The 14,682-nt window shown below is 38.1% G+C and carries 14 protein-coding genes; 12 read left to right on the top strand and 2 right to left on the bottom strand.

The window, feature by feature from the left end; genetic code table 11:
* Positions 1-2 precede the first annotated feature (2 nt).
* Positions 3-911, top strand: a complete 909-nt coding sequence (locus tag QF042_RS25280; RefSeq protein ID WP_307532921.1) for a hypothetical protein — start codon at positions 3-5, stop codon at positions 909-911.
* Between the two features lie 4 nt (positions 912-915).
* On the opposite strand, the gene QF042_RS25285 is transcribed toward QF042_RS25280, so the two are convergent.
* The gene (locus QF042_RS25285; RefSeq protein ID WP_307532922.1) at positions 916-1,728 is read right to left on the bottom strand and encodes an esterase family protein; all 813 of its coding nucleotides are present in this window, start codon (positions 1,726-1,728) and stop codon (positions 916-918) included.
* Positions 1,729-1,909: 181 nt separating this feature from the next.
* Between QF042_RS25285 and QF042_RS25290 the strand changes: the two genes are divergently transcribed.
* From QF042_RS25290 to QF042_RS25340, 11 genes are all read left to right on the top strand, one after another.
* Entirely contained in the window at positions 1,910-2,617 is a 708-nt protein-coding gene (locus QF042_RS25290) for an esterase family protein (protein WP_307532923.1), read from the top strand.
* A 121-nt stretch (positions 2,618-2,738) separates the two neighbouring features.
* The gene (locus QF042_RS25295) at positions 2,739-3,818 is read left to right on the top strand and encodes a RimK family alpha-L-glutamate ligase (protein ID WP_307532924.1); all 1,080 of its coding nucleotides are present in this window, start codon (positions 2,739-2,741) and stop codon (positions 3,816-3,818) included.
* A gap of 28 nt (positions 3,819-3,846) precedes the next feature.
* A complete protein-coding gene (locus tag QF042_RS25300) occupies positions 3,847-4,947 on the top strand; it encodes a carboxylate-amine ligase (protein WP_029274724.1) in 1,101 nt (366 codons plus the stop codon).
* Between the two features lie 7 nt (positions 4,948-4,954).
* Positions 4,955-5,779 carry a type 1 glutamine amidotransferase gene (locus tag QF042_RS25305; RefSeq protein ID WP_307532925.1) on the top strand — a complete coding sequence of 275 codons (825 nt, stop codon included), beginning with the start codon at positions 4,955-4,957 and terminating at the stop codon, positions 5,777-5,779.
* A 170-nt stretch (positions 5,780-5,949) separates the two neighbouring features.
* Complete coding sequence (locus tag QF042_RS25310; protein ID WP_307532926.1) at positions 5,950-7,137, top strand: hypothetical protein; 1,188 nt, start codon at positions 5,950-5,952, stop codon at positions 7,135-7,137.
* A gap of 224 nt (positions 7,138-7,361) precedes the next feature.
* Positions 7,362-7,520 carry a FeoB-associated Cys-rich membrane protein gene (locus QF042_RS25315; protein WP_082458743.1) on the top strand — a complete coding sequence of 53 codons (159 nt, stop codon included), beginning with the start codon at positions 7,362-7,364 and terminating at the stop codon, positions 7,518-7,520.
* Positions 7,521-7,532: 12 nt separating this feature from the next.
* A complete protein-coding gene (locus QF042_RS25320; RefSeq protein WP_029274727.1) occupies positions 7,533-8,120 on the top strand; it encodes a Crp/Fnr family transcriptional regulator in 588 nt (195 codons plus the stop codon).
* Positions 8,121-8,346: 226 nt separating this feature from the next.
* Positions 8,347-8,877: a YceI family protein gene (locus QF042_RS25325; protein WP_307532927.1), complete on the top strand. Its 531-nt coding sequence runs from the start codon at positions 8,347-8,349 to the stop codon at positions 8,875-8,877.
* Between the two features lie 67 nt (positions 8,878-8,944).
* A complete protein-coding gene (locus QF042_RS25330; RefSeq protein WP_307532928.1) occupies positions 8,945-9,814 on the top strand; it encodes a pirin family protein in 870 nt (289 codons plus the stop codon).
* A gap of 340 nt (positions 9,815-10,154) precedes the next feature.
* Positions 10,155-13,559 (top strand): glycosyltransferase, encoded by a 3,405-nt coding sequence (locus tag QF042_RS25335; RefSeq protein ID WP_307532929.1) that lies wholly within the window; start codon positions 10,155-10,157, stop codon positions 13,557-13,559.
* Positions 13,560-13,731: 172 nt separating this feature from the next.
* Entirely contained in the window at positions 13,732-14,190 is a 459-nt protein-coding gene (locus tag QF042_RS25340) for a hypothetical protein (protein ID WP_307532930.1), read from the top strand.
* Positions 14,191-14,196: 6 nt separating this feature from the next.
* Here the strand turns inward: QF042_RS25340 and ispF are convergent, their stop codons facing one another.
* Positions 14,197-14,676, bottom strand: a complete 480-nt coding sequence (gene ispF, locus QF042_RS25345; protein ID WP_108197423.1) for a 2-C-methyl-D-erythritol 2,4-cyclodiphosphate synthase — start codon at positions 14,674-14,676, stop codon at positions 14,197-14,199.
* Positions 14,677-14,682: the final 6 nt, after the last annotated feature.

The raw sequence follows: 14,682 nt of genomic DNA on the forward strand, positions 1-14,682 counted from the left end.
TTATGAAAAAATTCGCTAAATATATCGCCATCTTCCTATTTCCCATCATACTGTTAGGCGTTCTTTTCGAAGTTTTGATCAGAAAAATTCCAAATGACTATGAATACAAAAAAAGTTATCTCGATCACCATGCCAAAGAGGTAAGTATTTTATTTCTTGGAAGCTCTCATGTATATTATGGCATCGATCCAAAGTATATCAAATCGAGTTTTAATGCGAGTTATATTTCACAATCATTTGATTATGATCTGGAAATTTTAAAAAAATATAATGAGCAATGGGCCAATTTAAAATACATTGTGATCCCTGTTGATTATTTTTCTTTTTATGGCCGTTTAGAAAATAGCCCTGAGGCTTGGCGTGCAAAAAACTACCGCATTTATTATGATATCAATACCGATCATAACATTTTAAACGGCACAGAAATGCTGAGCAATAAACTCGACATCAATTTAAGCCGGCTTCTAAACCATTATGTTAGAGGGGAGAATGATATTAGTTGCAGTAAACTGGGTTGGGGATCGAGTTACAAAGCGATTAATCATAAAGATTTAATCAAAAGTGGCGTAACAGCCGCAGCACGACATACCGCAAAAGATAATCTTCAATTTTCAACTAACCTGCGTTTATTGGATGAAATGATCGCCTTTGCAGCGCACAAAAATATTAAGGTGGTGTTGTTTACCAGCCCGGCTTATAAAACTTATGTATCACATTTAAGCAAAAACCAGCTGAATACCACGCTTTCAACCATCAAGAAACTGAATACCGCACATAGTACAGTGAAGTATTTCAATCTTTTACAGGATAGCTCATTCCATGCCCAGGATTTTTACGATGGCGACCATCTTAACGAAATCGGCGCAAAAAAACTAAGTTTAAAAATGAATGTGCTTTTAGGTAAGCTATAAGCTGTTAAACTTCGAATGCCCAATCTAAAAAGGCTGGCATTACACTTTCCCATGTTGGAACATCGTGTTTACCGCCAACTTTTTCATAATAAAAAACATTTTCAGGTCGTTTATAGCCTTTATTCAAGAGTATTTTAACCACATCAATCGTATCATCTATCGAATCGATGATCATATTTTTATTCCTGTCGGCCTTTTCATCTTCCGTTCCGGTCATTAACCAGAATTTCATATCCGGCTTGGTAGAAGTATTTTCCATTTGCTGATGCATAATCCGGTCGGCATCGGTATAACCTTCTGCCAAATCTTTTTTTCTCCACCAAAATGCGCCTGAAAAAACGCCGACAACATCAAAAGCTGATGGATTATTCCAGGAAATATCAAAAGCAGATAAACCGCCCAAAGAAAATCCTGCAAAACCCACTTTGCCAGTAATCGGCATTGCAATTTTCTTTTTAACGAAAGGTAAAAGTTCTTTGATCACAAAATCGCTGTAAAGGTTAGCTTTCGCTCCACGTCCCTTAAAATCGGGAACACCTGCCACACCATATTCCATTAATCGGTCTTCTGACGCCTTAATAGCCACAACAATTAACCTATGGTTTCTCTTGGCATGGTGGGCCTCTTCTAAAATCCGGCGGAAATCCATTTTGGCCACATCCTGACCATCGTTTAATAAAAGAAGCTCTATTTTCTCATTCCCCAAAATACCTTCAGGCGTGTAAATATCTATTTCTACCTCATGCTTTAAATAAGCTGAAGGTATTTTAAAATGGCTGGTGTTAACTTTTACCGATAAAATTGTAGTGTACATCATAATCAAAATCCCCTATCACATGGCTATCGCCTCATAATTCGGGGCAAAGGTACAAATCTTGCTAAACTATTAATTATCATAGGTTAATTTTTACAATACGCTTTTGATTTGTATCATTTTACGGCTTAAGCTATTCTTTTTGTAGATTTTAATTTATACCTTAAGTCATTCAATTTTTATTATGGTTAAAGAAGAACATAAGAAATGGTACAGCCCGAATTTAAGTGGCGAAATCGACATGCTCATCTTTGGTCACGGTGGTATCCCTATTCTACTGTTCCCGACAAGCATGGGTCGATATTTTGAAAATAAAGATTTCAAGTTAATAGATTCTGTTGAGGGTTTTATTAACGAAGGAAAAATTAAGATCTATTGCCCGGATGGCGTTGACAAATTAAGCTGGTATAATAAAAGTATTCATCCCGCAGACAGGGTTAAAAACCACATCTGGTACGACAAGTATTTATTGGAAGAGGTAGCGCCTTTGGCCAGGCACGAAACCGGGCACAGTAAAATCATTACTGCTGGCTGTAGCTTCGGCGGTTATCATGCAGCAAATTTTGCTTTCCGGCATCCGTGGTTGGTTAGCCATATGTTTAGCATGAGCGGCGCTTTCGATATTTCTGGTCAGCTGGAAGGCTTTTACAACGATGATGTTTATTTTAACAACCCGGTTGATTATCTGCTGAACAACAGTAACCCCGAGCTGCATTACATGAAAATTGTTTTGGGCACAACAGACCATGATATGTGCAGACCAGACAATGAGCGTTTGTCTGAAATCTTAAGTAAAAAGGGCATCGACCACTGGTTGGATATCAGGCAAAATGCCGATCACGATTGGCCCATCTGGAGAGAGATGTTTCCAGATTATATTGCACAGCTTTAGTTTAGACCAAAGTCGGCAGTCTTAAGTCCCGAGTCGATTTAGGCTATAATTATCAAACAATTAACCGATTAACCAGTTAAACAATTAACCGTAATGGTTAACAATTAAACTTAATATACCGATGAAAAAAATAGGGATTTTATTTGGACAGGAACGCTCTTTTCCTGAAGCCGTAATCGAAAGAATCAATCAAAAAGCAGAAAAAGGCATTACTGCCGAAGCTGTTAAAATCGACAAAATATTTCAGAATGTGCCATTGGGTTATTCGGTAATTATCGACCGCATTTCGCAAGATGTACCATTCTATCGTGCATCGTTAAAAAATGCCGCAATTACCGGAACTGCCGTAATCAACAACCCATTTTGGTGGAGCGCCGACGAAAAGTTTTTCAATAATGCCCTGGCCGAACAAATTGGTGTTCCCGTACCGAAAACAGCATTAATTCCATCTAGAGAACACCCTACAGGAACCACTGGAGAATCGTTTTCGAACCTAACCATGCCTTTAGATTGGGATGCCATTTTTGAATATACAGGGTTCCCGGCCTATATGAAACCTTACGATGGTGGTGGCTGGAGAGATGTTTATAAACTTCATGATAAAGAAGATTTTTTTGATAAACACAGCGGTACCCAACAACTGGTAATGCTTTTGCAGGAAGAAATCATTTTTGAAGAATATTTCAGGTGTTATTGCATAGGTGGCAAATACGTTCGTATTATGCAGTATGATCCACGAAATCCACATCATTTACGGTATGCAACTGAAGGTAAATCGCCCGATCCGAAATTGCTTAAAACTGTAGAAGAATACACCTTAAAACTATGTAAATATTTAGGATACGATTTCAATACGGTTGAATTCGCGGTGCGTGATGGAGTGCCTATTGCGATCGATTTCTGTAACCCTGCCCCTGATGCTGATATTAAAAGCGTTGGTCAGGAAAATTTTGACTGGGTAGTAGAAACCACAGCAAATTATGCCATTGAAAGAGCAAAAACACAAAAAGACGGTCAGGATAATTTAACCTGGGGCGAATACATTAAATCGTCGGTTGGTGGTAAACCGTTAATTGCAAAGGCTGCACCAAAGGTGGCTAAAACAGCCACACCAAAGAAAGCGACCGCAACAGAAAAGGCTAAAGCTGCAACAACAGAAAAAACAGCTGTAAAGCCTAAAAAAGCTGCAGCAAAAAAATAATTGGGATTTAATTTTAATCAATATTAGGATGAACGAGTTTACGCTGGGCATAGAAGAAGAATACATGGTAATTGATCCCGTTACCAGAGAACTTACTTCTCACGACCAAAAAATTGTAGAGGCTGCGCAAAAGATTCACAAAGACCAGGTAAAGGCAGAAATGCACCAGGCTGTAGTAGAAGTTGGAACTGGCATTTGCAAAACCACCACCGAAGCACGTAAAGAGATTTCTCAATTGCGTTATACCGTATCGCAACTCGCCGGAGAACAAGGCTTAAGGATTGGAGCTGCTGGTACTCACCCTTTTTCACACTGGGAAAAGCAGTTAATTACAGAACATCCCCGCTATAACGAGATTGTGAATGAACTGCAGGAAGCCGCACGTTCTAACCTCATTTTTGGTCTGCACGTACATGTAGGTTTCCAATCGCGCGAACTGGCCATTCATATCGCCAACCAGGTGAGGTATTTTTTACCACACGTTTTTGCTTTATCTACCAATTCTCCTTTCTGGGAATCGCGGAACACCGGTTACAAATCTTTCCGCACTAAAATTTTCGATAAATTTCCCCGTACCGGCATTCCTGATATTTTTAATAGCATAGAGGATTACGATAACTATGTAAAACTACTCATCAAAACCAATTGCATGGATAATGCAAAAAAGATTTGGTGGGATATCCGTGTACATCCATTTTTTGATACGGTTGAATTCCGCATTTGCGATTGCCCGATGCTGATTGATGAAACCATGGCTTTTACCGCCTTATTTCAGGCATTATGCGCCAAACTATATAAATTACGTTTGCAGAACATGGAATTTATCAGTTATTCGAGGGCGTTAATTAATGAGAACAAATGGCGGGCTGCACGTTATGGAATTGATGGGAACCTCATCGATTTTGGAAAAGAGATGGAAGTAAACTGCCGCAATCTTATTTTAGAATTATTGGATTTTGTAGATGATGTTGTGGATGATTTAGGTTGCCGTGATGACATTAATTACGTGCATAAAATTCTGGAACATGGCACGGGCGCAGACCGGCAGTTGGCAGTTTACCAGCAAACTGGTAACTTTGAGGCGGTGGTAGATTACATTACTACTCAAACACTTATAGGCGCAAAGTAATTTTATAATGGATAAAAGTAGCTTAAAGGTGGCCGTTATTGACATGAATAACGGTGCACCTAATCAGGGGATGCGGGGGATTCAGGAAATTTTATCCCGTTTTAGAAACGAAAACAATATCGATTTAAGCTTTGATATTTTTGATTTAAGGCAAAAAGGTGAAATACCAGGCATCGGATATGATGCTTATATTTCTAGTGGTGGACCAGGAAGCCCGATTGAAAGTAAAGGAGAACAATGGGAAAACGATTTCTTCAATCTTTTGGACCAGATAGAAGCCTTTAACCATAAAAATGAAAGAAAAAAATATGCTTTTTTGATCTGCCATTCCTTCCAATTGGCTTGTAGAAAATATGAATTGGGCAACGTAACGGAAAGACGATCAAATGCTTTTGGTATTTTCCCGATTACCTTAACTGAAGATGGAGAAAACGACGAAATTTTTAATGGCATTACTAACCCTTTCTTTTCTGTTGACAGCAGAGATTGGCAGGTGATCGAACCAGATTTTGCAGCTTTTGAAAGAAAAGGCGCAAAACTATTGGCCATTGAAAAAGAGCGCAAACATGTCGATTTAGAGCGATGCATGATGTCGATCCGCTTTTCTGATGAGATCATTGGCACACAGTTTCATCCAGAGGCCGATCCGGTAGGCATGAAAATGTATTTGCTTCAGGAAGAAAAGAAAAAAGCAATTGTTGATATGCATGGCGAACAAAAATACTTGGATATGTTAAACAGTTTAGACGATCCGGCAAGGATTGTGCTTACACAAAGCGTTATTTTACCTAATTTCTTACAAAAAGCAATTGGGAACTTGCAGGAAGTGTAAACAAATGAGATTGTCATTCTGATCATTCGTCATTTCGACCGCAGTGGAGAACCCGAAGGCTCTGCGAAGCAAAATATTGCACAAAATAATTCAGAGATTTCTCTCCCGAAAGTTCGGGACTTTGCTTCAGTCGAAATGACGATTTGGGCAACAAAAATCAAATAAAACTTATGATACCTGCTCAACGCCAAAAATACAACCAACAATTTACGGGTGAGAAGTATAAAAACTTTCTTACTCAATTGCAAAGTGGCTACCCTCCAATTCCTTTCAGGGTTGCAGAAACCCCGGTGTTTATTCCGAAAGCACTAAAGGAAAAGTTAATTGCAGCAGGAGAAGAAATTATAAACCTGATTAAACAGCCAAACTTTAAAGCACTCACCCAAAAGGCGATCCCAAAAGACTGGAATGTGCCTAATGAAAATGATCAACCTCATTTTTTAACTTTCGATTTTGGTATTTGTAAAAATGAAGCAGGAGAACTTGTTCCCATGTTAATCGAAATGCAGGGATTTCCTTCCTTGTATGGCTTTCAGCATCATCTGGCCAAAACCTTTCAAACCAGTTTTGAAATCGGCCATTCGGTAAATTATTTCTTAAATGGTTTTAATGAAGAACAGTACATTAGACTGCTGAAAGAAGTCATTATTGGCAAACACCTGCCAGAAGAGGTGGCGCTAATGGATGTAGATGCGCCCAACCAAAAAACAGCCATTGATTTTTTTGTAACCCAAAAACTGTTGGGCATTAAGATTTTGGCACTGGAAGACATTAAAAAAGTAGGCAAACAGCTCTTTTACGAAGAGGATGGCAAAAAGATTCAGTTAAAAAGAATTTACAACCGCCTTATTTTTGATGAGGTGGCCAATAATACTGAAATTTTCAAAAATAGTTTTGACCCACGCGAAGAATTGGATATTGAATGGGTAACCCATCCAAACTGGTTTTATCGCATCAGCAAATACACTATGCCTTTCTTGAAAAGCGAATTTGTGCCCGAAACACGTTTTTTAAATGAAGTAATGGTTATCCCTAAAGATTTAGAAAATTACGTACTTAAGCCATTATTCTCTTTTGCTGGTATGGGTGTAATTATCGATATTACTGAATCAGATATCACCAAAATAAAAGATCCTGAAAACTGGATTTTGCAAAGAAAAGTGAGCTATGAGCCAGCAGTTAAGGCACCTGATGGCGGTGTAAAAGCCGAGATCAGAATGATGTACCTATGGCCCGATGGCGGCGAACCTCAGTTGTGCATTAACCTGGCCAGGTTAAGCAAAGGTAAAATGATCGGCGTTCGCTATAATGCAGATTTCGACTGGGTTGGTGGCACAGTTGGTTTTATGGAGGAATAACTTTACTTTAACCGCAAAGCCCGCAGTGTTAAGGCGCTAAGGACACAAAGTATACTACAATGGCGACAAATTTATTTCACACATAAATGTAGCGTAAAATATCCGCCCTACTTGGCGCTTCTTAGCGAAATGCTTTGCATGCTTTGCGGTTAACTATTGATAGTACTCCAATATATTTACATTTAGCTGAACACCTTCCTCTTAAAACCCTTTATATTTGTGTCATGGATATTCAAACGATTTTAGTCTTTTTACTTTTTGCGGTAGCACTGGTATATGTTGGCCGTTTGGTTTTTAAATCTTTACAGGTAAAAAAAGATGGATGTGGTGGTAATTGCAAATGTGGAGTAGATTTTTCCGATATTAAGCCCGTAAAAAAATAACATCCTACCTCTATGATTCATCAGTTCCAAAAATACTTACAGGAAAAAATAGAGATAACTGATGAGCAGTTCGAAAGCATATCATCGGTTTTAAAGGTTAAAAAATTCGAGAAAAACGAAATAGTTCAATATACCGGCGATAATTTTAAACACGGATATTTTGTAGGCAAAGGCTTATTACGGGCATACTCAATTGATGCAAAAGGCAAAGAACACATCCTCCAGTTCGCCCCCGAAAACTGGCTGGTTTCTGACCGTAACAACATGAACAATGAGCCATCAATATTTTTTATCGATGCCATCGAAGCAACCGAAGCCGTATTAATGCCCAACAATTTCATGGAAGAAGCTGCCAGACAAGTACCATGCTTACAGCCCATGCAAATCAAACTACTCAACAATTCGATCCGCTTTATGCAGAAGAGAATTAACATGTTATTAAGTGCAACGGCGGAAGAAAGATACCTCGATTTTATTAAACTTTATCCTAACCTTACCCTACGCGTACCACAATGGATGATTGCATCTTATCTGGGCATTACACCAGAATCGCTAAGCCGGGTAAGAAAAGAACTGGCCAATAAACACTTTAGGCCATAACGAATTAGTGAATGATTGAGTTTTGAATGAGTGAATGGTTTAGCTAAATCCTAACATTCAATAATTCTATCATTTAAACATTCACTCAATCTGTCATTTAATAACTCAATCATTCTATTACTCTCTCATTCAATTATTTCCCTTTCTTACCATACATCAATCTGTAGTAAAAACCTGTGCTGTACTTTTGTGTTGTAAATATTAAACATCTCAAAAAACAAAAGATATGGCAACTACAAAATGGACATTAGATCCAACCCACAGCGAATTACAATTTAAAGTAAAACACCTCATGATTACTACTGTAACCGGTAGTTTAAAATCTTTTTCAGCAGAATTATCATCTGAAGGTGATGAATTTGAAAATGCAGAGATTTCTTTTAAAGGTGACATCGGTTCAATTGATACCGGAAATACAGATCGCGACAATCACTTAAAAAGTGGTGATTTTTTCGATGCCGAAAAATTTGCGCACATCGAATTCAAATCCAATTCAGTAGAAAAAGATGGTGACGATTATATCGTTAAAGGTGATTTAACCATTAAAGGCGAAACTAAACCAGTAAAATTAACTGCAGAATTTGGTGGTATTGCTACCGATCCTTGGGGAAATACCAAAGCAGGGTTTACTTTAAGCGGAAAAATTAACCGTTCCGAATTCGGTTTAACCTGGAATGCTGCATTAGAAACTGGTGGTGTAATGGTAAGTGAAGAAGTTCGCATTTTAGGCGAATTACAGTTTGTTAAACAAGCATAGCGCGTAGAGCTAAGCGTATGGCGGCACTATGCGCTTAGCCCCATGCCTTATCTAATTATAAAAGGTAATGGAAACAAAACAAATAGAAAAAGTATTAAAAGCTCCTGCCCCACATATGGTTGGCGATGGCTTTAGGGTACACAATTTTTTTCCAAGCGGTTACGAAATCAACATGAGTCCATTTTTCTTAATGGATTATGGCTCAAAGATTGAATTTTCTGCCAGGAAAGAACCAAGAGGCGTTGGTATTCACCCACACCGGGGCTTTGAAACGGTAACTATTGCCTATCATGGTGCGGTTGCACATCATGATAGTTCCGGAAATAGCGGAGTAATTTATCCAGGTGATGTACAATGGATGACCGCTGCAAGTGGTGTATTACATAAAGAATATCATGAAACGCAGTACAGCTTAGCTGGAGGTCCCTTTCAAATGGTTCAACTTTGGATTAATTTACCTGCTAAAGACAAAATGGGTAAACCAAGGTATCAGGCAATTAAACAGGCCGATATGGCTCACTTTGACCTTCCAGAAAATGGAGGGAAAATCGAGATCATTGCTGGTAATTATAATGGTTTAAAAGGCAATGCAAATAGCTTTACTCCAATCGAACTGTATAATGCAAGGTTAAATAAAGGCGGCGAAGCTAGATTTAACTTCCCCGAAAACTTTAATACCGGATTTATGGTGATTGAAGGTTCGATCAAAATTAACGGGTCTGAAACCGCATCTGTAGATGATTTTGTGCACTTCAAAAATAAAGGTGAAGAAATAAAAATCGAAGCTTTGGAAAACAGTGTTGTTTTGATTTTAAGCGGAGAACCGATAGACGAACCAATTGCTCAATACGGTCCATTTTTAATGAATACAGAGGCCGAAATCCACCAGGCCATTGAAGATTATAACCAAGGTAGATTTGGTTATTTAGAAGAGTAAAAAGGTTTAAATAAATTATATTTTTGAGCCGGCATTTTTTGTAAAATTTGTCGGCTTTTTTTGTGACGGTATATTACAGGATAACCCAGTTGCCCCCCTTTCAAAATTAACAGAACTAAATAGATCCTGAAACAAGTTACCAATGACAGATTTAAAAGTCGGTCGTCATTTCGACTGAAGCATAGCGAAATGGAGAAATCCTTGAACCATGTTAAAGGATTTCTCCGCTGCGGTCGAAATGACGATATCTCAGGAACTATCATCTCAACCACTCCCCATTAATCATTCATACAATCTTCATATTCGTTAGTGACATTTGATTATAAATCAGAACAGAAAAATGTCCGGAAAACAAATATTTCAAACTGAGACTAAGAGACGCTGGCATGCCTTTACCTGGGTAAGCCGCACTTTTTTTTTAGTTTTCATTATCGCAATTATCTGCGTGGTGTACACACTGTCTTCAGTACAGGCACCCAATTTGCCATTTATTAATACCAATACACCCTTAACACAAAAACAGTTAGAGAAGTTAAAGAAATCGCAACAGTACAAAGATTTCACCATCGAAAAATCTAAACTGCAAAAAATCAAAAAAGATCGTGAATATCGCATTTTAACCCATCATGGCAATAACAAACGTATAAACATGGCTTTTTACGTAAGCTGGGCGGCAAGTAAAGAAAGATCAATATCGGATTTAAAACGTAATATAGGCCATTTGGATATGGTAGCCACAGAATCATTCTTTTTAAATGGTGATTCTATTGTTGACAAAGCTGATACTGCCGCTTTGAAGGTAATCCATACAGCCAAAAAATCAGCAATTGCGGTAGTTTCTAACTTTAATAAAGATCATTGGGATGGCGCAGCGGTAAGACGACTATTAAATGATCAGCCTGCACAGCAAAAATTGATTTACGACCTCATTGCAATTACCAAAAAATATGGCTACAGCGGCATCAATATAGATTTCGAAGAACTTAATCTCGAAAATGGTGACAGCTTTAATACTTTTATGAAAAATCTTTACAGCCAATTTCACGCCGAGAAGTTGATTGTGTCTCAGGATATTTCACCCGAAAACGACGATTATAAACCAGAAATCCTTCAAAAATATAACGATTATCTCGTACTGATGGCCTACGATCAGCACACTGAACAAAGTAATGCGGGTGATATTTCACACCAGGAATGGGTAGAAGAAAAACTGGATGATATCTGTAGTAAGGTAGATGCCAGCAAAGTAATTCTGGCCTTGGCCTGTTATGGTTACGATTGGCCAAACAATAGTATTGGTAAACCGATTACCTATGAAGATGCAATGACTACAGCTGTTAATTACAAAAGTAAAATAAACTTCAATCCTGCTTCGGCCAATTTAAATTACACCTATAATGATGGAAGTGGAATTAAACATGAAGTTTACTTTACTGATGCAGCAACCTATTTTAACTTAATCCGCAAGGCTGATGATTGGGATATTGCTGGTGTAGCCTTATGGCGATTAGGTTCGGAAGACAAGCGCTTATGGTCTTTTATATCTAATGATCTTAGTCTGGATACATTAAAGAAAAAACCATTCGATTTACGTAAAATTGCTTCGTTAAATATGGGTGGCATCTCCTACTTAGGTGATGGTGAAATTCTGGATCTGATCTCTACTCCTACGCCGGGTAGTGTAAAATTTACATTAAATAAAGACAATTTCTCTATTGCCGATCAAAAATATACCCGACTCCCAGAGCAATACGTAATTAAAAGATTTGGAGAGGCCGATAAAAAAATCGCCTTAACCTTTGATGATGGTCCCGATCCTGTTTATACGCCACAGGTGTTAAATATTTTGAAACAGGAAAAAGTACCAGGCTGTTTCTTTGTTGTTGGCATTATGTCCGAGCAAAACATGGAATTGTTAAGACAGGAATATAATGATGGTTACGAAATTGGAAACCATACTTTTTTCCACCCGGATATGTCGGCAATTGGCCCCAGACGTGTAAAATTCGAGCTGAACGCTACCCGTAGGTTAATTGAAGCCGTTACCGGCCACAGCACAATCCTGTTCCGTGCACCATTTAATGCCGATGCCGAACCCCAAAATATTTCCGAAATTTTACCGGTTGCACAAAGCCGTAAAGAGAATTACATCAATATCGGTGAATATATCGATCCCGAAGATTGGGAACCGGGCAAAACTGCCGACCAGATTTTTAATGAGGTGGTAAAACAGCAAGACAACGGCAATATCCTTTTACTGCATGATGCCGGCGGAAATCGTGAGGCTACTGTAGCAGCCTTACCCCGGATTATAAAATTCTTCAAAGCCAAAGGTTATACTTTTACAACAGTCGGCGATTTAATGGGCAAAAAAAGATCAGAACTCATGCCGGCAGTTAAATCTACCGCAAATAGCGGTTTTTCAGGCTCAGGTGATTACTTTTTCATCAATTTCTTTTACTATGGAAACATGATTTTAAACATCATATTTTCCGTTGCTATTGTGCTTGCGATCTTAAGAACCATATTTATTGCCTATTTAGCCATCAGACAAAGAAAAAGAGCGAAACGCTATGCGGGTAAATTAATAACAAATCCATCAGAGAAAGTGAGCATTATCATTCCGGCTTACAATGAAGAAGTTACTGCTGTACAAACCATTAACAGTCTTTTAAAAACCACTTACCCCGATTTTGAATTAATTTTTGTTGATGATGGTTCGAAAGATAAAACCTTCGAAATCATTAATGAACATTTCGGAAATCATCCTCAGGTAAAGGTTTTCCGCAAAGCAAATGGAGGTAAAGCATCAGCTTTAAATTATGGTATTTCAAAAGCCAGTGCTGAGTTTGTGATCTGTATCGATGCCGATACCCAGTTGAAAGACGATGCCGTTACCGAATTGATGCGTTATTTCTATAGTAAGAAAATAGCAGCTGTAGCCGGAACGGTAAAAGTGGGAAATGCCAACAACATTATTACCAAATGGCAATCAATCGAATACATTACGGCTCAAAATATGGATAGACGGGCCTTCGACTTATTAAATACAATTACCGTTGTACCAGGGGCAATAGGTGCCTTTAGAAAAAATGTGATCTTAGAGATCGGCGGATTTACCATTGATACACTTGCCGAAGACTGCGATTTAACCATGCGTATTTTAAAAGCAGGTTACCGCGTAAAAAACTGTGATACTGCAATTGCTTATACTGAGGCGCCAGAAACGGTGAGCATGTTGCTTAAACAACGTTTCCGCTGGAGTTTCGGTGTAATGCAAAGTTTCTGGAAAAACAGAAAAACATTGCTTAACAAGAAGTATGGCTATTTTGGAATGGTAGGCATGCCAAATATCTTGATCTATCAGATTATTTTACCATTATTTTCTCCACTTGCCGATCTTTTTATGTTTATCTCGTTAATTAGCGGCCTATTTTCGCTAAGCGCTATAAACAATTTAACCCTAACCGGATTTTCAGGGATTTTAAGTCTGCACAATGGTTTCGGTCAGGTGCTTTTCTACTACATTATTTTTATCGTTGTAGATATGATCTTTGCTGCAATTGCTTTCAGAATGGAAAAAGAAAAGTACACGAATTTACTTTACCTTTTCCCACAACGGTTTTTCTGGCGACAATTAATGTATGTTGTGCTATTCCGTTCGTTCAGAAAAGCAATAAAGGGAGAACTGGAAACCTGGGGAACGTTAAAGCGAACAGGAAACGTTAAAGAGCAAGTGGCTTAATATTTATCGCTGCGTCACCCTGAATTTATTTCAGGGTCTTAATGGAAAGACTATTTAAAAAGAAGCCAAGTTTTTTTGAAACTTGGCTTCTTTTTTCGCTATCTACCCCCTCCCTTAACGAAAAACATAAACAATTCATAACAAGCTATTTAAAAAATTATTATTATTGTTAATGGAAAAATCTAACCAAATGCCATTTTCCTTTAAAAAGGTATTATTAACTACGCTTGTTGCCGGAACATTAGATGGACTGGCGGCCGTTATATTTTTAGGAAAGATGAATTTTATGGGAGTATTTCAATATATCGCCAGCGCTATCTTCGGAACAAAAGCTTTTGCCGGAGGGATTAAAACGGCGCTTATTGGATTAGTTTTACACTACTTTATTGCTTTTAGCTTTACATTGGTTTTTACAATAGCATCAACAAAAACACCTGTTTTACGGAAGAATATCATCCTATCAGGAATAATTTATGGTATTGTAGTGTGGACCATCATGACGCTATTGATTGTTCCACTAACTAAAATACCAGCTGTACCGTTTAATTACGAGCGGGCAATTTTAAATGCTGTTATTCTAATCTTCTGTATTGGCTTACCGATTTCTTATCTAACTGCCAGAAAATTTTAAACTTGATTAAGGTTTTTCTATTAAACAAACGGCATAAGAAACAACGCCCTCTTCTCTACCAATAAAGCCCATTTGTTCATTGGTTGTTGCTTTTATCGAAATGTCTTCGGTAGAAATTCCAATTGCATCAGCAATATTTTGTTGCATAGCAGGAATATGGGGATTAATTTTTGGTGCTTCTAAACAAAGCATCGCATCGATATTGCCAATCTGCCAACCTTTTTCGGCCAGCAATTTAACCGTTTCTTTCAATAAGATGATGCTACTGATGCCTTTCCACCTATCATCTGTATTTTTAAAATGGAAACCGATATCGCGAAGGTTGGCTGCACCTAAAAGCGCATCGCAAATGGCGTGAAGCAAAACATCAGCGTCTGAATGCCCAAAAGCGCCTTTATGATGATCTAATGTAACCCCACCAACAACAAATGGATGCTGATCTTTTAACTGATGTACATCGAATCCGAAACCTACTCTAATTTTCATGTTTAT

The sequence above is a fragment of the Pedobacter sp. W3I1 genome (assembly GCF_030816015.1).
Classification (GTDB): domain Bacteria; phylum Bacteroidota; class Bacteroidia; order Sphingobacteriales; family Sphingobacteriaceae; genus Pedobacter.

Bases quoted from the DNA above. Each gene is read 5' to 3' on its own strand.
- QF042_RS25340 (WP_307532930.1), top strand. From the start codon at position 13,732: ATGGAAAAATCTAACCAAATGCCATTTTCCTTTAAAAAGGTATTATTA.
- QF042_RS25335 (WP_307532929.1), top strand. From the start codon at position 10,155: ATGTCCGGAAAACAAATATTTCAAACTGAGACTAAGAGACGCTGGCAT.
- QF042_RS25290 (WP_307532923.1), top strand. From the start codon at position 1,910: ATGGTTAAAGAAGAACATAAGAAATGGTACAGCCCGAATTTAAGTGGC.
- QF042_RS25300 (WP_029274724.1), top strand. From the start codon at position 3,847: ATGAACGAGTTTACGCTGGGCATAGAAGAAGAATACATGGTAATTGAT.
- QF042_RS25325 (WP_307532927.1), top strand. From the start codon at position 8,347: ATGGCAACTACAAAATGGACATTAGATCCAACCCACAGCGAATTACAA.
- QF042_RS25320 (WP_029274727.1), top strand. From the start codon at position 7,533: ATGATTCATCAGTTCCAAAAATACTTACAGGAAAAAATAGAGATAACT.
- QF042_RS25285 (WP_307532922.1), bottom strand. From the start codon at position 1,728: ATGATGTACACTACAATTTTATCGGTAAAAGTTAACACCAGCCATTTT.
- QF042_RS25305 (WP_307532925.1), top strand. From the start codon at position 4,955: ATGGATAAAAGTAGCTTAAAGGTGGCCGTTATTGACATGAATAACGGT.
- QF042_RS25330 (WP_307532928.1), top strand. From the start codon at position 8,945: ATGGAAACAAAACAAATAGAAAAAGTATTAAAAGCTCCTGCCCCACAT.
- ispF (WP_108197423.1), bottom strand. From the start codon at position 14,676: ATGAAAATTAGAGTAGGTTTCGGATTCGATGTACATCAGTTAAAAGAT.
- QF042_RS25280 (WP_307532921.1), top strand. From the start codon at position 3: ATGAAAAAATTCGCTAAATATATCGCCATCTTCCTATTTCCCATCATA.
- QF042_RS25310 (WP_307532926.1), top strand. From the start codon at position 5,950: ATGATACCTGCTCAACGCCAAAAATACAACCAACAATTTACGGGTGAG.
- QF042_RS25315 (WP_082458743.1), top strand. From the start codon at position 7,362: ATGGATATTCAAACGATTTTAGTCTTTTTACTTTTTGCGGTAGCACTG.
- QF042_RS25295 (WP_307532924.1), top strand. From the start codon at position 2,739: ATGAAAAAAATAGGGATTTTATTTGGACAGGAACGCTCTTTTCCTGAA.